The organism is Micromonospora sp. NPDC048894, from assembly GCF_040649765.1.
Taxonomy (GTDB): domain Bacteria; phylum Actinomycetota; class Actinomycetes; order Mycobacteriales; family Micromonosporaceae; genus Micromonospora; species Micromonospora antibiotica.
Genome location: NZ_JBEZFY010000003.1, coordinates 45,878 through 63,049, shown reverse-complemented (window position 1 = coordinate 63,049; position 17,172 = coordinate 45,878). Strand labels below are relative to the sequence as shown.

Here is a 17,172-nt window from a genome sequence, read left to right as displayed (position 1 = left end):
GGGATCAGTCGGCGGCCTCCGCGCGGTGCCGACCGTGCGCGCCCCACCACCACTGGCAGCCGTACGCCTGGCTGACGGCGGCCGTCTTCGCGCTCCCGCTCGCGGTCGTCGCCCGACGGCCGGCCGGTAGGATCAGCCGGTGGACCTGGACGACACCGCCGCCCGACTCGGGGTGCCCGTCGCGGAGGTCGAGCGGGTGCACCGGCTCGCCGGTGACCGGCCGGCGGCCCCGCTGCCCGCCAAGGCCGACGCGCCCCCGATGCTCGACCGGCTGGCGGTACGACCGGACGACGCAGCCGAGATCATGGCCGGCTGGCCGGACCCCGGCTCTCCGTTGTGGACGCCGGAGCTGCGCTGGCTGCTGGACCGTTCGACCGCCCTGGTCCGCGCCGACCTCGGCGGGCACGAGTGGCTGTCGCCCGGCCCGGAGCTGCCCCGCGACCGGGGGCCCGCCTGGCGGCACCTCTACGTGTACGCCTACCTCGCCCTGGTCGACGTGGTCCGCGGGTTCCACCGCGAGCACGGCGTCGCCGGGTCCGTCACCTGGGCGACCCTCGCCGACCTGGGTCGTAACCTGGCGATCGACAGGCGGATGCGCGGCGAGGGCTGGCCGGTCATGCAGAGCTGGCTCACCCTGCACGTCCGGGGCGGCCTCTACGAGCTGGGCCGGCTCCAGCACGAGCGGTCCGGCACCACAATCGGCCTGCACGTCCCCGATGCGGGGCCGATGAGCCCGGAGGCGGTCGACGCGTCGCTCGACGCGGCCCGCGAGTTCTTTCCCCGGCACTTCCCCGACGAGCACCACACCGCGTTCTCCTGCGGCTCCTGGCTGCTCGACCCGCAGTTGCGCGACTACCTGCCCGAGGATTCCAACATCATCCGGTTCCAGCGCCGGTTCGAGTTGCTCCCCTACGTGCCGGCCGACGGGCCGGACGCCGACGTCGAGGTGCGCCGGTTCGCCTTCCGTACGCTCAGCACGCCGCTCGACCAACTGCCCCGGCGCACGGTGCTGCAACGCGCGATCATCGACCACCTGGCCGCCGGCGGCCACTGGCACTGGCGGCACGGGCGCTTCCCGATCTAGCGCAGGCGTCCCGGGACCGTCCTCGTGGTCGGGAGGTGCCCGGTGTGCGGATGCCTCGGACGACGGCGTGCCGCGGACGTTGCGGTGCCGGGTGGCGGTAGCCCGGCCGGATGCTGTCTACTGCACGCCGTGGGTGGGACGGCGTTGAGCGTGCTGAGTCCGTGCACCGCCGGGTGTGTCGAGCCGGTCCTGCTGGAGGAGATAGCGGCCGAGGGCCTCGTCCGGTACGAACCCGACCCCGACTACTGGCTGTCCGCCGGGGGTCTGCCCTACGGATACGACCTTCAGGCACCGGACCGCGAGGTCGACGCCGCCGAGCTCGAGTTGCTTGCGCGGGTGGCCGGTGCCGTCATGCGCTGTGACGTCGTGCTGCACATCCTCGTCAACGATGTCGCCGGGCGGCCCGCCCTGGCCCGCGTCGCCGAGCGGGTGGCACGGCGGACCGACGGCTGGGTGTTCGTGGAGTTCCGCACTCCACCCTCGGCGGAGCTGCTTGCGCACCTTGCCGGCGCGGGCCGCTGCGTCCGCGTCGGCGATGCCGTCTATCTTGACGCGCCGGCGATGACCGCCTGGATCGCCCACCCTGAGTTTCACGTCGTCAAGTGAGCGTGGGCCCGGCACTGCTCCGGACGCGGCGTGGGGTCCACGACGGACGATGCCGACCCGGGCGGGTGGTCATGCCGGGGGGTGTCGAGCGGGCGGTGGTCCGTCGGGGTCGTCGTCGGGCCGGGGCTGCGCCAGTCGACCGGCGATCCGTTCCAGGGCGGCGAAGTCCTGCGGGGTGAGCCGGTCGACGAGGTGCCGCCGTACCGACTCGACGTGGACCGGTGCGGCGTCGCGCAGGGCGGTCATCCCCGGCCCGGTCAGCACGAGCAGGCAACCACGTCCGTCGGCCGGGTCGGGTGCGCGGCGCAGCAGTCCGCGCGCTTCCATCCGGCTGGCGTGCCGGGACAGCCGGCTGCGCGACCAGCCCATCTTGTCGGCCTGCACGCCGAGGGTGCTGGTCTGCGCTGGCTGTTCCGACAGGGTGCTCAGCACCTCGTAGTCGGCCTCGGACAGGCCGATCGTCGCCAGGTCGTGCGCGGTGCCGGCCTGGACGGCGACCATCACGCGTCGCAGGGCCCGCCAGGCGCGTTCCTCGGCGGGCGTCAGCCACCGCACAGACCCCGACTTTGTTGACATGTAATCAATCTAGCATCTAGCCTTCGTTTCCATGTCAACGAAACCGCTCCGTATCCTCGCGCTGACCTGCGCCACCCGTCCCGGCGCACTCGGTCCCGCCGTGAGCCGGTGGCTGCTCGACGCGGTCACCCCCCGGGCTGCGGCACTCGACGTCGAGGTGGTCCCGGTGGCGCTCGGCGACCTTGACCTGCCGTTCCTCGACGAGGAGGAATCACCGTCGTCGGGCGTCCACCGGCACGACCACACCCGCCGGTGGAGCGCGACAGTCGACGCGGCGGACGGATTCGTCGCCGTCACCCCGGAGTACAACCACGGGATGCCGGCGACGCTGAAGAACGCGCTGGACTACCTCGCCGTCGAGTGGGCGTGGAAGCCGATCGGTTTCGTCAGCTACGGCCACACCTCGGCCGGCACCCGCGCCGTCGAGCACGCCAAGCAGGTGGTGACCGCCCTGCGCATGGTCCCGACGGGCACCACGGTCGCCGTCCGCATCAGCGACGCCGTACGCGACGGCCGGCTGCGGCCCGACGCCGACCGCGATGCGGCCGGTGCCGCCCTGCTGGACGAGGTGGTCCGGCTCGCCCACGCCCTGCGGCCGATGCGCGAACGCGACCGGGCCACCCCCGGCCCGCTACCCGGCTCCTACGCCCGACGGCTGACCGGTGACGACGCGCCCGAGGTCACCGTGCTGCAACGGTGCTGCTGGACGGAGGAGGCACTGGTCAACGACACCCTGGCCATCCCCCCGCTGCACGAGTCGGTGCCGGAGGTGCGGCAGTGGCTGGCGGACTGGCACACGATCGGCCTCTGGCGCGACGGTCGGCTGCTGGGCATGGTGCGGACCCGCACCGACGGCACCGACTGCCACCTCGGGCGGCTCGCCGTCGTACCCGACCTGCGCGGTCGGGGGCTGGGCCGGTGGCTGCTGCGCGCCGCCGAGGCGACCGCCGGGCCGCAGTGCCGCCGCATGCTGCTGTTCACCGGCGTCCGGAGCCGGCGCAACATCGACCTCTACCAGCGGATGGGCTACCGACCGGTGCCGGTGGCCAGCCCGGACGGCACCGTCTGCCTCGCCCGGGACCTGTCCGACGGCTAGCTAACCCAGGGTGGCTGCCAGCGCGGCGGCGTTCTCCCGGGCGGACGCGGTCCGTCGCGCCTCGTCGGCGGTGAGCGCCACCCGACCGGCGCGGTCCAACAGCTCGGCCGCGGTCGCCGGGTCGTCCAGGCCCAGCGCCAGTTCCGCACGGTAGACCAGGGCCTCCACGTGGACGACCGGATCGTCAGCCGCGCCGTGGCGGGTCAGGGCGCCGTCGAGGATCCGGACGGCCTGACGCAGGTCACCCCGCGAGTCGGCCTGCACCACGGCGTCGGCCAACGCCCGGGCCAGCCGACCGACGGGCGGCGCCGACGAAGCGCCACCCCGGTGGACGACACGGACCCAGTTGCCGCCCGGGTCGACGATGCTGAACCCCGTCACCCCGTCGGCGTTACGACGCGCCCGGGGCCGGGTCATCCGGGGCCGGCCCGACACCGGCACCCTGCCGTAGGCGGCGCGCAGTCCGGCGGCGAACGCCCGGTGCATGCCCTCGATGTCGGGGGTGACGACCAGGCACGAGCCGTACGACTGCTCCGGGTCGAAGCCGGCGAGCTCGAAGAAGTGCAGGCACAGGTCCTCCCATTGGACGACCACGTACGGGTTGGGTCGGCGTTGCCGGTAGGTGGTGTGGAAACCGAGCGCCTCGTAGAAGGCGAGGGTGTCGTCGATGGAGGCACAGGGCAGCAGCGGAACGGTCACCTCGTCGGCCATGCCTCCGTTCTACGCAGGTGACGCCGCCCGACGCACATGGAAGTGGCCTTTCGTCCAGGTCGGACACCCGGACGGTCGAGGTGGGTCGGGCGGTGCGGGTCAGCGGGAGCCCGCGCCGCCTCCTGTCGTCCCCGCACGGCCCTGCCAGTCCTCGGCCGAGGTGAACGGCACGGGATGGGGTCGCCGCACCGTCGTGCCCAGTGCGATCCGCCGGCCCTCGGCCGCCGACCGCAGCAGCCCGGTCATCGTGTCGAGGACGTGCAACGCCAGGTCACCGCCCGCCCGGGGGGCCCGGGTGGCGTCGGCCCGGACCGCGTCGATCAGCCCGAGGCCCCGGGCACCGGCCTGGTAACCCGCCGACGGGGCGAGCACCTGCCAGCCGTCGCCGCCGAGCGGGCACAGCCGGACCTCGCCGTCGAAGTAGTTCGGGTCGGGTACGGCGAGGGTGCCGGTCTCGCCGTGCACCTCGATCGGCGCGGCCGTCGTGGTCACCCCCTCGAAACTGGTGGTGATGGTGGACAGCACCCCGCTGTCGTGTTCGAGCACGCCCGACACGTGGGTGTCCACCAGGACGGGGACGCGCTCGCCGAGGCGCGGGCCGTTGCCGATGACCCGTTCCGGGCGCAGCCGGCTGGCCGCCCCGGTCACCGCGCGCACCGGACCGAGCAGGTGGATCAGCGCTGACAGGTAGTAGGGACCCATGTCCAGCAACGGGCCGCCACCCGGGGCGTAGTAGAAGTCGGGGTGGGGGTGCCACCGCTCGTGCCCGGGGGTGACCATGACGGCCGAGGCGGCCAGCGGACGCCCGATCAGCCCGCCGTCGATCGCCGCGCGGGCCGTCTGGGTGCCGGTGCCCAGGACGGTGTCGGGCGCGCAGCCCACCCGCACCCCGGCCGAGGCGGCCCGGTCGAGGACCGTGCGGCCCTGCGGCAACTCCACGGCGAGCGGCTTCTCGACGTACACGTGCCTGCCGGCGTCGATCGCGGCGAGCGAGACCTCCACGTGGGCGGCGGGGATGGTGAGGTTGAGCACCGTCTGCACGTCGGGGTGGTCGAGCAGGCGCGCGACGCTCATCGCCTCGGCGTCGGGGAGGGCCGCAGCGGCCGCGGCCGACCGGTCGGCGTCGAGGTCGGCCACCGCGACGATGCGCAGCTCGGGGTGGTGGGCCAGGGTGTCCAGATAGGCGCGGGAGATGACCCCGAGCCCTACGACGCCGACGCGGTGCGGGTCGCCCACAGCATGCCCCTCTCGATGACGGTCCGCACGGACGGGTGCTCCAGCACGTCGAGGCTGTGCCCGGGGGTCGTCACGACGACCCGGCCGGCGCCCCAGCGTCGGGTCCAGATCGCCGGTGAGGTGACCGGCCGGTGCCAGGGGTGCCAGTCCCGGGTGGGGTGGACGGTGGTGGCGAGGACGTCGACCAGGTCGTCGTGCAGCACCCAGTACTGCTCGGTGACCAGCTCGAAGTCGGCGATCCCGGCGGTGATCGGATGCTCCCGGCCGAGGTCGGTGACCGTCACCGTGTGCGGCAGGAAGTTGTCCTGTTCCCCGCCCTGCCGCTCGCAGGGCTCCCGCCCGGGGTGGGTCGCGAACTGGCCGCCCACCAGGTGCAGGTAGTCCGACGAGGCGCGGAACGCGTCCACGATGCCGCCGTGCCAGCCGGTCAGGCCCGTCCCGGCGACGACCGCCGCGCGCAGGCCGGCCACCTCGTCGGCGGTGATCTCGGCCATCGTCATGCACTGCACGACGAGGTCGGTGCCGGCCATCGCGTCGGCGTCGGCGTAGACCGCGGTGGACTCCTCGATCCGTACCGTGTAGCCGTTGTCCGCCAGGAACGGCAGGAACAGCTCCGTCGCCCGGACCGGCTGGTGCCCCTCCCAGCCGCCGCGTACCACCAGTGCTCTGCGCTGCGTCACGCTCGCTCCCTCCACGGTCGACCGCCGGTCGGCCGGCGACGTGCCGCCGGCGGGCGTGCCGGCCGGGCACCGGAAACCGTACCCGGATCCGCCGACACGGTCGGCCCCGCGCGGATCACGGCACCGCCGACGGACCGGCCCCGGTGGGTGGGGCGCGGCTCAGGGCCGGGGCGTCCACGGGCGCAGGGCGACCTCGGTGGCCTGCTGGAGGGACGCGCGGATCGCGGCCGGGTCGGCGCGGCGGCGCGGGTCCTCCAGGAGCGTGGTCAGGGCGGCGGTGGCCGCGCCGACGAACGCGCCGACCAGGGCGGCGGCGCTGACCTCGTCGAGGCGGTCGGGATAGGCGGCGGCGAGGTGCCGGGCGATCTCGCGTTGACTCTCCCACTGCAGTTGCAGGGACCGACCCCGGACGGCGGGCACCTCCATGGTCAGCCGGATCCGCAGCGCGGCGAGGGGACCGGTCATGTCCCCGCTCTCGTCGTTCGCCTGCCGCAGCGCGCGCAACAGCACCTCGGCCGGTTCCTCGCCCGGCGACCGGCCGGCGATGGCGTCGACCGCGACGCGCACCCGACGGTCGGCCTCCGGGAAGAGCAGATCCTCCTTGCTCGGGAAGTAACTGAAGAAGGTGCGGGTGCCGATGTCGGCGGCGGCGGCGATCTCGGCGATGGTGGTCGCCTCGTAGCCCTGGCGTCCGAACAGGTCGACGGCGGCGTCGACAAGCGCCTGCCGGGTGCGGGCCCGCTTGCGGTCGCGGAGGGACATCGGCACACCTTAGCGCACCGAACGCAAATCCGCACTCATTGCATTTCTGCACTGAGTGCGGAAAAGTTCGGGTCATGCGTACCGTACTCATCTCCGGGGCCGGCGTGGCCGGCCCGACCCTCGCCTACTGGCTGGCCCGCGCGCGGTGGCGGCCCACGGTGGTCGAGCGCGCCGCCGGGCAGCGCTCCAGCGGCAACCCGGTCGACGTCCGCGGACCGGCCCTGCCGGTGGTCGAACAGATGGGCGTGGTGGATGCCCTGCGGGCGGCGGCCACGCACGCCACCGGGCTGCGGATCGTCGACCCGGCGGGCCGGCCCGGTCGCCGCATCGCGATGCCCGCCACCCGCAGCCCGGCCGGCACGGCGGAGATCGAGGTGCCCCGCGCCGACCTCGCCCGCATCCTGCACGACGCGGCCCGCGACGACGCCGAGTTCCGGTACGACGACACGGTCACCCGACTCGACCAGGACCCCGACGGGGTGGACGTCACCTTCGCCACCGGCCCGCCCCGCCGGTTCGACCTGGTCGTCGGCGCGGACGGACTGCACTCGACGGTCCGCCGGCTCGCCTTCGGGCCGGAGCGCGACGTCGTCCGCCACCTCGGCCTCTACGTGGCCACCACACTGCTCGGCGAGGCACCGCAGCACCCCCACGACGTCCTGCTGCACAACACACCGGGCCGGCTCGTCGCGATCCACCCGGTCCGGGGCGAGGCGGGGGTCGCCTTCATCTTCCGGCACCCCGCCGTCGTCGACTTCGACCACACCGACGCGGCCCGGCACCGGCAGATCCTCACCGACGCGTACGCCCGGGAAGGTGGCTGGCGGATCCCCGAGTTGCTGGCCCGGGCCCGACAGGCAGACGACCTCTACTTCGACGCGGTCACCCGGGTGGTGCTGCCGTGCTGGTCCAGCGGGCGGGTGACGCTGCTCGGCGACGCGGCGGCCTCGGTGTCGTTGTTCGGCGACGGGTCGAGCCTGGCCATCGCCGGGGCCCGTACCCTGGCCGCCGCCCTCGCCGGGAACGAACCCGCCGCCGCCCTGCGCCGCTACGAGGCCGAGCACCGACGCCGCACCGACCGTCGCGGGCGGACCACCGGCCTCGTGGCGTCGGTGCTGGTCCCGAGGAGTCGCCCGGGTGTCGCCGTCCGCAACGCGCTCGCCCGGTTGCTGCCGGCCGGCTGACCCCGGGAGGGCACCCCGACGACGCTGCCCACCCGCGCCGCCGGGGCACCGGACAGATGCCCGCCGCCCGTACGATTTCCCCGTGCGCGAGCTGCTGCGATCCTGGTGGCGTGAGCCCCGCCCGGCACGCCCTGCGCCGCACGGGTGGCGCGACGGGGCGCTGGTCGCCCTGCTCGCGGCGGCGGCGCTGGTGGAGGGGCTCGCCCGGTGGGGCACCCTGCCGCAGCCGGCGGCCGTGCCGGTCCTGATCGGTGTCGGTCTCGCCCCGGTCCTGCTGTGGCGGCGGAGCCGGCCGCTGCTCGTGACGCTCGTCGCCTTCCCGGTCTGCGCCGTCGGCGAGGTCGTCGTCGGTGGCGACCTCGGCCTGCACACGCTTGCCTACCTGCTGCTGGCGGTGTTCGCGCTGACCCGCTGGGGGTCGGGGCGGGAGGCGGGGTTCGGCGCGACCCTCGTCGCCGCGAAGCTCACCTGGTCGACTGTGGTCGGCCACCTCGGCCCGGACGACGCCCTGGGCGGGGCCGGGGTGGTCGCGGCGGCGCTCGCGGTCGGGGCCGCGCTGCGCTGGCGGGACCGGGCCCGACGGCGGGAGGTCGAGCAGGTGACGCTGCGCGAGCGGGAACGGCTGGCCCGCGACCTGCACGACACCGTCGCCCACCACGTGTCCGCGATAGCCGTCCGGGCCCAGGCCGGACTCGCCCTGCTGGAGACCCGACCCTCGGCCGCCGCCGACGCGCTACGGCTGATCGAGACGGAGGCGAGCCAGGCCCTGACCGAGATGCGCACCCTGGTCCGGGCCCTGCGCCGCGACGAGCCGGCCGACCGGGAGCCGAGCCTCCGCATCGCCGACCTGCGGCAGCTGGCGGACCGGACCGGGGACGGTCCGGCCGTCGAGGTGGACCTGGTCGGCGACCTGGACGGACTGCCGGCCCCGGTGGCGGCCACGATCTGCCGGCTGGCCCGGGAGTCGGTCACCAACGCCCGCCGGCACGCCCGGGACGCGACCCGGATCACCGTCCGGGTGGTGGCCGACGAGGACACGGTGCGGCTGCGGGTCTACGACGACGGTATCGGCCCGCCGGCACCCGGACGCGACGGCTACGGGCTGGTCGGGATGCGGGAACGGGCCCACCTGCTCGGCGGCTCCCTCGACGCCGGCCCCGACCGGGACCACGGGTGGACGGTCACCGCCGCGCTGCCCCGGGCCGTGGCATGAGCGGCAGGACCCGGGTACGGGTGCTCGTGGCCGACGACCAGGAGATCGTGCGGACCGGGCTGGCGATGATCCTCGCCGCGCAGCCCGACGTCGAGGTCGTCGGCGAGGCGGCCACCGGGCAGCGGGCGGTCGAGCTGGCCCGGCGGCTGCGCCCCGACGTGTGCCTGTTCGACATCCGGATGCCCGGCGTGGACGGGATCGAGGCGACCCGGCTGCTGGCCGGTCCGGGGGTCGCGGACCCGATGGCGGTGGTGGTCATCACGACGTTCGACCTCGACGAGTACGTCTACGCCGCGCTGCGCGCCGGGGCCCGGGGCTTCCTGCTCAAGGACTGCGGCCCGGCCCTGCTCACCCAGGCCGTCCACGCGGCGGCCGCCGGGGACGCGCTGATCGCGCCGCAGGTCACCACCCGGCTGCTGCGGGCGTTCGCCGACGCCGGCCCGGCCACCCCGCCCCGCCAGCCGGTCGACCGGCTCACCGACCGGGAGGAGCAGGTGCTGGGCGCGGTGGCCCGGGGACGCACCAACACCGAGATCTCCGCCGAGCTGCACATCACGCTGAGCACGGTCAAGACGCACGTCGCCAGCCTGATGGCGAAGCTGGGGGCCCGTAACCGGGTCGAGGTCGCGATGTGGGCGTACGAGACCGACCGGCTGCGCGGCGGCTGAGCCGATCTCCAACGGCGGCGTGGCCCCGGCGGGACGGTCGAGGGTGGACGCCGCCGAAAGTACGGCCGACGACCCCGACCATCGGCCGGTCCGACGGCGGCCCGTGGACCGATGAGCCGGCCGGCCCCGGTCGCCATGCTCGGGTCATGACGACGCGACGACGGGACTGGCCCCTCCTCACCGGGCTCATCGTGCTCAGCGCGGCCCCCACCTTCGGCAGCGCGCTGCGGGTGGCATCCCTGTCCGGTGGGGCCGAGGTGACCCCCGCCAACGAACGCTTCTTCGCCGCGCCGGTCCCGGTGCTGCTGCACATCGTCGCCGCCGTCACGTTCAGCCTGCTGGGGGCGTTCCAGTTCGCACCGGGGTTCCGGGACCGCCACCGGGCGTGGCACCGCCGGGCGGGCCGGGCGCTGGTCGGCTGTGGACTGGTGGTGGCCGCGTCCGGATGGTGGATGAACGCCACCTATCCGCTGCCGCCGGGCGACGGCCCGCTGCTCATGGTGCTGCGGTACCTGTTCGCCGCCGGCATGTTCGTCGCCGTCGCCGCCGGTTTCGTGGCCGTCCGACGGCGACGGCTGTCCCAGCACCGGGCCTGGATGATGCGGGGTTACGCGATCGCGCAGGGCGCGGGGACCCAGGCGGTGCTGCTGTCAACCTGGGCGCTGGCGGTGGGGCCGACCACCGAGCTGTCCCGGGCGCTGCTCATGGGGGCGGCCTGGACGCTCAACCTGCTCGTCGCCGAGTGGCTGATCCGGCGGCGGCGGCCCGGTCCGGTCGCGGCGGCCCGCCCGGCGACGCTCGCCGCCACCGGTTGAGCGCAGGCGGGACGGACCGTCCCCCTCCCCCCGGGGGGTGGACCGGTCGGCGTCAGGCGAACCGGTCGGCGAGCGCGGTCAGCTTGGCGACGTACGCCGGCCACTCCTGGTCGTCGATGACCTGCGGGTTCTCCCGTCGCCAGCCGACCGTCGCGTCGTGCTGCTCGCGCAGGATGTCGGCGTGGCCGGCGTGCCGGGCGAGATCGCAGGTCACGTGGATGATGATCTGGTGCAGGGTCACCTCCTGGTGCCCCGGCCGCCACCACGGCACCCGCCCCGGCGCGTCGAGCGGCAACTCGGCGATCGTCAGGTCGGCGAACTCGGCCACCCGGCGGTACAGGTCGAGCAGTCCGTCCTTCGTCTCGTCCGCCCGCGCGTACCAGTCCGCCTGCGGGTCCTCGTCGTACGCCGCCATGGGGACCAGTTCGCCGGGCGACGGGAACTCCCGGCCGAAGGTGGGGCCGAAGTAGCCGGCCTCCACGTTCAGGCAGTGCTTGAGCAGGCCCAGCAGGTTGTTGCCGGTGGGGGTGCGGGGCAGCCGGGCTTCGCGTTCGTCGAGCCCTTCCAGCTTCCACACCAGGTCGTCGCGGGTGGTCTGGAGGTAGTGCCGCAGTGCCGCCTTCGGATCGTCCCGTTCCGCCATGCCCGCCAGTCTTCCCCACCGGTACGACACCCGTGGGGCAGGCCCGTCGCGGCAAACAGCTTCCTGACAGTCGACGGTGATGCTGGGCCCCGGCGAGATCGCCGCAGAGCTGACCGGAGGCGTGACGATGAGAAAGCAACTGATGGCTGCGTTGTGCGGCGCCGTACTGCTGGTCGGCGGGTGCTCGGCCGCTGACGAGGACCCGCCCGTCGCCGCCGGCAAGACCGGTGGGGCGGAGGTGGCCACCCTCCAGACCAGCACGCCCATCCCCGCCGCGTCGGCGACGACGCCGCAGGACGAGCGGCCACGGGAACGCCTCGACGACACCCCGGAGGACCAGAAGGAACGCCTCAAACCGTATACGAAGTGCCTGACCGAGCACGGCGTCGACATCACCAAGCGGCGCAGCGACGGCACCGGCGCGGACGGGATCAGCGAGGCGGGAAAGGCGTGTGAGCACCTGATGCCGCTGCCGCCGTGGGAGTTCGACCCGGCCAACCCGGAGGCGAAGGACTTCGCCCGGGACGTGGTGAAGTGCCTCAAGGGCAAGGGCGTCCGGTATGTCGAGGTGGGTGCCGACGGCACGGGCTGGGCCTTCGGCGGCAAGAACAACGACTCCGAGTCGATCTCCAAGGGGTTGAAGTACTCCCCGGCGTGTGAGCGTGAGGTCGCCGCGAAGCGGAAGTAGCCGCCCCGGCCGGCGGTGTCGCCCACCCCCGGGCGACGCCGCCGACGGTCGTCCGCCGGCGATGGTGCCACCGGTTTGTCAGGAACCGGTCAAGGCCGGGCATGACCTTTTTCTCACGAACGTCGGATCTCCCCGTCACCCGCCCGACGAACTGCGCACGGACCGAGAGGTGCCCGGTGTCACCGCCTTCCGCTGGATCCGCGTCGCCCCTGACCTGCTCTATATTCCCCAGCATGTGCGCACACGTGATGCTCGCGGAGGACGATCCGCGGCAGGCCGAGGCGTTGCGCCGCTACCTCACCGCGGCGGGTCACCGGGCGACGGTGGTGGCCGACGGTGAGACGGCGCTGCGTCAGGCCCGGGAGCAGGTGTTCGACCTTCTCCTGCTCGACGTGATGCTGCCGAAACTGGACGGCATGCAGGTCTGCCGGATCCTGCGGCAGGAGTCGGACGTGCCGGTGCTGATGCTGACCGCGCGGTCCGCCGAGGACGACCTGCTGCGCGGGCTGGACCTGGGCGCCGACGACTACATGACCAAGCCGTACAGCCCGCGTGAGCTGGTGGCCCGGGTGCGTACCCTGCTGCGGCGGGTGCGCACGACGCCCCAGGAGTCACCGGTGCACCGGCTCGGGCGGCTCACCGTCGACGAGTCCCGACGCCTGGTCACCGCCGGGGACACCACCGTCGACTGCACCGCCGGTGAGTTCGCCATCCTCGCCGCGATGATCCGGCAGCCCGGCCGGGTGTTCAGCCGGGTGCAACTGCTCGAACACACCCGGGGCGTCGACCGGGAGTCGACCGGACGCACCATCGACGTCCACGTGATGAACCTGCGCCGCAAGATCGAGTCGAATCCGCGCCGGCCGCAGCAGCTGCTGACCGTCTACGGCGTCGGCTACAAGCTCAGCGCCGGCACGTCGTGACCAGGCAGCAGCGGGTCCCCCTGCACCGCAGCCTGGTGGTGCGGCTGCTGGCCACCTCGCTGCTGGTCGCGATCTGCGCGATCCTGGCGACGACCTGGCTGGCCGTGCAGTCGACCACGCGGGCGATCCAACAGGAGCAGGGGCGTTCGCTCGCCGACGACAAGAGCATCTACGACACGCTGCTGGACCACGCGGCGACCCACCGGGACTGGACCGGGGTCGACGCGGTCCTCGCCGAGCAGGCCGACCGGCTCGAACGGCGGATCACCCTGATGACCCCGGACCGGCAGGTGATCGCCGACTCCGCCCCGGACGGCCCGTCGTTGCAGACCGCCCGGCCGTCGGCGACCGTCGACCCGCTGCAGGTCGACCTGGGGCTGACCGGCGGGACCGAACGGGTCGATCCGCGCGCGGTCGGGCCGTACCGGCTGACCAAGCGGGAGAGCAACAACATCCGGGAGCTGGCCGAGCGGCAACTGGGCTGCGTGCGCGCCGAGTCCAGGGCCGACGCGCGGGTCGTGGTGGATCCGGCCGGCCGCGCCTCGGTGCAGGTGAGCGACCCGAAGGACCGGGGCATCGTCGGGTTCTGCCTGCCCGACGAGCTGACCCGCCCGATGCCGAGCGAGGCCGCCGGGATCGCCCAGCTGGAGACCCTGACCAAGACCTGCCTCAGGGAGCTGGGGGCACCGACCCGGGTCGACATCCGCGCCGACCGGACCGCGGCACCGAGCCGCGACACCCGCTTCGACCAGCAGGTCGCCGGCTGCCTGCAGCAGGCCCGGACGGCCCAGCTCCGGGCGTACGTGGCGCCACCGGCGTTGCTGTTCGTCACCGACGAGGCGCAGGGCGGCTCCGAGCCGGTGTTCAACCTGTCCCGGGCCAACGTGGTCCGCATCGCCCAGGTGACCGGGGCGGTGCTGGTGGCCACCGTGCTGATCACCGTGCTGGTCGGGCGGCGACTGGTCCGGCCGTTGCGGGCGCTCACCGACGCGACCCGGCAGCCGATGGACGAACCGGCCCGGGTGCCGGTGACCACCCGCGACGAGATCGGCATGCTGGCCACCGCGCTCAACGATCTCGCCGCCCGCCGGGAGCAGACCGAGGCGTTGCGCCGGAGCATGGTCAGCGACGTGGCGCACGAGTTGCGGACGCCGTTGACCAACATGCGCAGCTGGTTGGAGGCCGCGCAGGACGGTCTGGCGCAGCTCGACACGCAGCTGCTCACCCTGCTGCTCGACGAGGCGCTGCTGCTGCAGCACATCATCGACGACCTGCGTGACCTGGCTGCCGCCGACGCCGGTGACCTGCGTATCCACCGCGAGCCGTACTTCGTGGCCGACCTGCTGGAGCAGGTCGTCGAGGCGCACCGGGGCGCGGCCGAGGCCGCCGGGGTCCGGCTGGGCACCTCGGTGGGCACCGACCTGGAGATGGCCGTCGACGGGGCCCGGCTGCGCCAGATCGTCGGCAACATCGTCGCCAACGCGGTACGGCACACCCCGGCGGGCGGGTCGGTCGTCGTACGCCTGGAGGTACGCGACGACCAGCTCGCCATCGCCGTGTCCGACACCGGCACCGGCATCGCCCCCGCCGACCAGGCGAAGATCTTCGACCGGTTCTGGCGGGCCGACGACTCCCGCACCCGCAGCACCGGTGGCAGCGGGCTCGGGCTGTCGATCGCCCGCAAGCTCGCCGAGGCGCACGGCGGCACGATCGGCGTCGAGAGCGTCCCGGGTCAGGGCAGCACCTTCACCGTCCGGCTGCCGATCGTCGTCCCGGCGCTGGGCTGAACGCCGCAGCCGTCAGTCACGCCCACCGGCGGCTGGTTCCGGGTGCGGCCGGATTTTTACATTGCAGTTGCACTGCAACCCGCGTACCTTCTTTGCAATGCAGTCGTATTGCAAACGGGAGGCGCAGGTGTCGGTGATCCCCCTGTCGGAGGCACACGCCGACTTGGTCCCGCTGGTCGGCGGCAAGGCGGCCGGTCTCGGCGAGCTGATCCGCGCTGGCGAGCGGGTACCTGAGGGTTTCTGCGTGACCACCGAGGCGCACCGCGCCGGGGTGGTGCCGCGCGACGAGGTCCGGGCGGCGTACGCGCGGCTGGGCGGCGGGCCGGTGGCGGTGCGGTCGAGCGCGACCGACGAGGACCTGCCGGACGCCAGCTTCGCGGGCCAGCACGACACGGTGCTGGACGTCGAGGGCGAGGCGGACCTGCTGGCGGCGATCGGCACCTGCTGGGAGTCGCTGCACGGCAGCCGGGCGGCGGCCTACCGGGAGGCGCGCGGGACCGACCCCGCCGACGTGCGCATGGCGGTGGTGGTGCAGCGGATGGTCGCCCCGGTCCGGGCCGGCGTGCTCTACACGGCCAACCCGGTCACCGGCAACCGCACCGAGATGCTCGTCGAGGTCGGGCCGGGCACGACGGTCGTCGACGGCCGCACCGACGTGACGCGCGTCGTGCTCGCCGATCCGGCCGGTAGCGACGGGGGGCGGTCGGAGCCCGGGTGGCAGGGCGACCTGTGGGCCGTCGGCCGGCGGGTACAGGCGCACTTCGGCGGGCCACAGGACGTCGAGTGGGCCATCGACCACGACGGGACCCTGTGGTTGCTCCAGTCGCGGCCGGTCAGCACGCTGTTCCCGGCGCCGCCGCAGACCGACGACCTGCGGGTGTACGTCGAGTTCGGCAACGTGCAGGGGATGCTGCGACCGGTCACCCCGATGGGCATGGCCACGCTCCGCGCGATGATCGCCGCCATGGTCGCCTCGCTCGGGATGCGGGTGGAGATCGTCGACATCGGCGGACGGCTCTACGGCGACCTGACCGACCTGGTCCGCCGGCCGGCCGGCCGCCGACGGCTCGTCCGGCTGATGGCCGTCGACTTCGGGCCGCGCGCCCAGGCGGTGATGGAGCACGTCCTGCGGGACCCCCGGTTCGCACCGTCCGGTGACGGCTCCCGCCGCCGCCCGGCGGACGCCTCGTTGGGCACGGCGCTGCGGGCCCTGCGGGGCATCCTGCGGGCGCTGACGCGACCGGACGCGGCACGGCGTCGGCTGGTCGCTGCCGTCGACCGGCTACGGGCCGAGTCGGTGGCACCGGCACACCTGCGGACGGCCCACGAGCGGCTGCGGTTCGTCCGCGAACACGGCGACGGCGGTGCCGCCGACGACATCACCTGGCCGATCGTGGCCGGGATGCTCGCCTCGGCCCTGCCCGCCCACCTGCTCAAGGGCGTCGCCACCGAGGATGACGTCCATGCGGTGCTGCGTGGCGTCCCGCACAACGTGACGATCGAGATGGACCTCGCACTGTGGGCGCTGGCCAGCGCCGCCCGCGAGCACCGCGACCTGCTCCTCGACACGCCACCGGCCGAACTGGCGGCCCGGTACCTGCGGGGCGCGCTCCCCGAGATCGGCCTGTCCGGGTTCCTGTCCCGCTACGGCCACCGGGCGGCGGCCGAAGCCGACGTCGGTGTGCCGCGTTGGGCCGAGGACCCCACCCCGGTCCTTGCCGCCGTCGCCAACTACCTGCGGCTGACCGACCCCGCGCAGGCACCCGACCGCCGGTTCGCCGAGGCCGCCGCAGCAGCCGGGGCCGCGCTCGACGAGTTGGCCGCCCGGGTCCGCCGACGTCGCCCGGTCCGGGGCCGGATCGCGATCTTCCTGCTGCGGCGGGCACGACGGCTGGCGGGACTGCGGGAGGCCGGCAAGTTCGCCGGGCTGTACCGGCTCCGGACCGTACGCGAGCAGTTGCTGCTCATCGGGGCGACGCTGTTCCCGACGGCGGACGACGTCATGTTCCTCACCCTCGACGAGGTCGAGGCGGCCCTGGCCGGTGCCGACCTGACCGGGCTGGTCGCCCGACGCCGGGCGACCCACCGGCGTGAGCTGCGCCGCCGGGTCGTGCCGGTGGCGCTCCTGTCCGACGGGACCGACGTGGAGAGCACCCTGCCGGCCCCCACCGACGGGGCGGGACTGCTGCGGGGCGTGGGGGCGGCGACGGGTAGGGTGACCGGCCCGGCCCGGGTGGTCACCGACCCGGCCACCGCGTACCTCGAACCCGGGGAGATCCTCGTGACCGCCACCACCGACCCGGGCTGGACGCCGCTGTTCCTGACCGCCGGGGCGCTGGTCACCGAGACCGGCGCGATCATGGCGCACGGCCCGACGGTGGCCCGCGAGTACGGCATCCCGGCCGTGATCAGCGTGCCGGGCGCCACCTCGCGGATCGTCACCGGTCAGATGATCACCGTGGACGGCGCGGCCGGCACCGTGACGACGGCGCGGTAGGCC

Annotated in this window: 17 protein-coding genes; 11 read left to right on the top strand and 6 right to left on the bottom strand. The window is 74.2% G+C overall.

The annotated features are described in order from the left end of the window. Positions 1-139 precede the first annotated feature (139 nt). Together AB0C22_RS07555 and AB0C22_RS07550 are read left to right on the top strand one after the other, a co-directional pair. Positions 140-1,084, top strand: a complete 945-nt coding sequence (locus tag AB0C22_RS07555; RefSeq protein WP_219463201.1) for an acyltransferase domain-containing protein — start codon at positions 140-142, stop codon at positions 1,082-1,084. A gap of 144 nt (positions 1,085-1,228) precedes the next feature. Next, positions 1,229-1,690, top strand: coding sequence for a hypothetical protein (locus AB0C22_RS07550; protein ID WP_357534095.1), 462 nt, complete (start codon positions 1,229-1,231; stop codon positions 1,688-1,690). 69 nt (positions 1,691-1,759) lie between these two features. Here the strand turns inward: AB0C22_RS07550 and AB0C22_RS07545 are convergent, their stop codons facing one another. Further along, positions 1,760-2,266 (bottom strand): MarR family transcriptional regulator, encoded by a 507-nt coding sequence (locus AB0C22_RS07545; RefSeq protein ID WP_219463205.1) that lies wholly within the window; start codon positions 2,264-2,266, stop codon positions 1,760-1,762. A gap of 31 nt (positions 2,267-2,297) precedes the next feature. Here AB0C22_RS07545 and AB0C22_RS07540 point away from each other — a divergent pair, with 31 nt between their 5' ends. Further along, positions 2,298-3,362 (top strand): bifunctional NAD(P)H-dependent oxidoreductase/GNAT family N-acetyltransferase, encoded by a 1,065-nt coding sequence (locus AB0C22_RS07540; RefSeq protein WP_219463207.1) that lies wholly within the window; start codon positions 2,298-2,300, stop codon positions 3,360-3,362. Here the strand turns inward: AB0C22_RS07540 and AB0C22_RS07535 are convergent, their stop codons facing one another. The 4 genes from AB0C22_RS07535 to AB0C22_RS07520 all read right to left on the bottom strand — a co-directional run bounded on the left by AB0C22_RS07535 (position 3,363) and on the right by AB0C22_RS07520 (position 6,751). Further along, a complete protein-coding gene (locus tag AB0C22_RS07535; protein WP_219463209.1) occupies positions 3,363-4,073 on the bottom strand; it encodes a VOC family protein in 711 nt (236 codons plus the stop codon). It abuts the gene before it with no gap. 99 nt (positions 4,074-4,172) lie between these two features. After that, on the bottom strand, positions 4,173-5,309 hold the full coding sequence (locus AB0C22_RS07530) for a Gfo/Idh/MocA family oxidoreductase (RefSeq protein ID WP_219463210.1): 1,137 nt from the start codon (positions 5,307-5,309) through the stop codon (positions 4,173-4,175). After that, a complete protein-coding gene (locus tag AB0C22_RS07525; RefSeq protein ID WP_219463212.1) occupies positions 5,279-5,989 on the bottom strand; it encodes a ThuA domain-containing protein in 711 nt (236 codons plus the stop codon). The genes AB0C22_RS07530 and AB0C22_RS07525 overlap by 31 nt, the downstream gene beginning before the upstream one ends. Before the next feature lie 159 nt (positions 5,990-6,148). Beyond that, positions 6,149-6,751, bottom strand: coding sequence for a TetR family transcriptional regulator (locus AB0C22_RS07520; RefSeq protein WP_208567502.1), 603 nt, complete (start codon positions 6,749-6,751; stop codon positions 6,149-6,151). A gap of 74 nt (positions 6,752-6,825) precedes the next feature. On the opposite strand from AB0C22_RS07520, the gene AB0C22_RS07515 reads away from it, so the two are divergent. From AB0C22_RS07515 to AB0C22_RS07500, 4 genes are all read left to right on the top strand, one after another. Beyond that, positions 6,826-7,935, top strand: a complete 1,110-nt coding sequence (locus AB0C22_RS07515; RefSeq protein WP_357534091.1) for an FAD-dependent monooxygenase — start codon at positions 6,826-6,828, stop codon at positions 7,933-7,935. 82 nt (positions 7,936-8,017) lie between these two features. Further along, positions 8,018-9,148 carry a sensor histidine kinase gene (locus AB0C22_RS07510; RefSeq protein WP_357534089.1) on the top strand — a complete coding sequence of 377 codons (1,131 nt, stop codon included), beginning with the start codon at positions 8,018-8,020 and terminating at the stop codon, positions 9,146-9,148. Beyond that, a complete protein-coding gene (locus AB0C22_RS07505; RefSeq protein ID WP_208567505.1) occupies positions 9,145-9,816 on the top strand; it encodes a response regulator transcription factor in 672 nt (223 codons plus the stop codon). Before AB0C22_RS07510 ends, AB0C22_RS07505 begins: the two co-directional genes overlap by 4 nt. 146 nt (positions 9,817-9,962) lie before the next feature. Continuing rightward, the gene (locus AB0C22_RS07500) at positions 9,963-10,631 is read left to right on the top strand and encodes a DUF2306 domain-containing protein (RefSeq protein WP_357534087.1); all 669 of its coding nucleotides are present in this window, start codon (positions 9,963-9,965) and stop codon (positions 10,629-10,631) included. A 52-nt stretch (positions 10,632-10,683) separates the two neighbouring features. On the opposite strand, the gene AB0C22_RS07495 is transcribed toward AB0C22_RS07500, so the two are convergent. Continuing rightward, positions 10,684-11,274 carry a DinB family protein gene (locus AB0C22_RS07495; protein ID WP_219463218.1) on the bottom strand — a complete coding sequence of 197 codons (591 nt, stop codon included), beginning with the start codon at positions 11,272-11,274 and terminating at the stop codon, positions 10,684-10,686. A gap of 127 nt (positions 11,275-11,401) precedes the next feature. On the opposite strand from AB0C22_RS07495, the gene AB0C22_RS07490 reads away from it, so the two are divergent. The 4 genes from AB0C22_RS07490 (at position 11,402) to AB0C22_RS07475 (ending at position 17,169) form a co-directional block, all read left to right on the top strand. Further along, positions 11,402-11,962: a hypothetical protein gene (locus tag AB0C22_RS07490; protein ID WP_357534085.1), complete on the top strand. Its 561-nt coding sequence runs from the start codon at positions 11,402-11,404 to the stop codon at positions 11,960-11,962. Between the two features lie 233 nt (positions 11,963-12,195). Then, on the top strand, positions 12,196-12,885 hold the full coding sequence (locus AB0C22_RS07485) for a response regulator transcription factor (RefSeq protein WP_357534083.1): 690 nt from the start codon (positions 12,196-12,198) through the stop codon (positions 12,883-12,885). Beyond that, positions 12,882-14,672, top strand: a complete 1,791-nt coding sequence (locus AB0C22_RS07480) for a HAMP domain-containing sensor histidine kinase (protein WP_357534081.1) — start codon at positions 12,882-12,884, stop codon at positions 14,670-14,672. The genes AB0C22_RS07485 and AB0C22_RS07480 overlap by 4 nt, the downstream gene beginning before the upstream one ends. Positions 14,673-14,769: 97 nt before the next feature. Continuing rightward, a complete protein-coding gene (locus tag AB0C22_RS07475; protein ID WP_357534079.1) occupies positions 14,770-17,169 on the top strand; it encodes a PEP/pyruvate-binding domain-containing protein in 2,400 nt (799 codons plus the stop codon). The last annotated feature ends 3 nt before the right edge of the window (positions 17,170-17,172 follow it).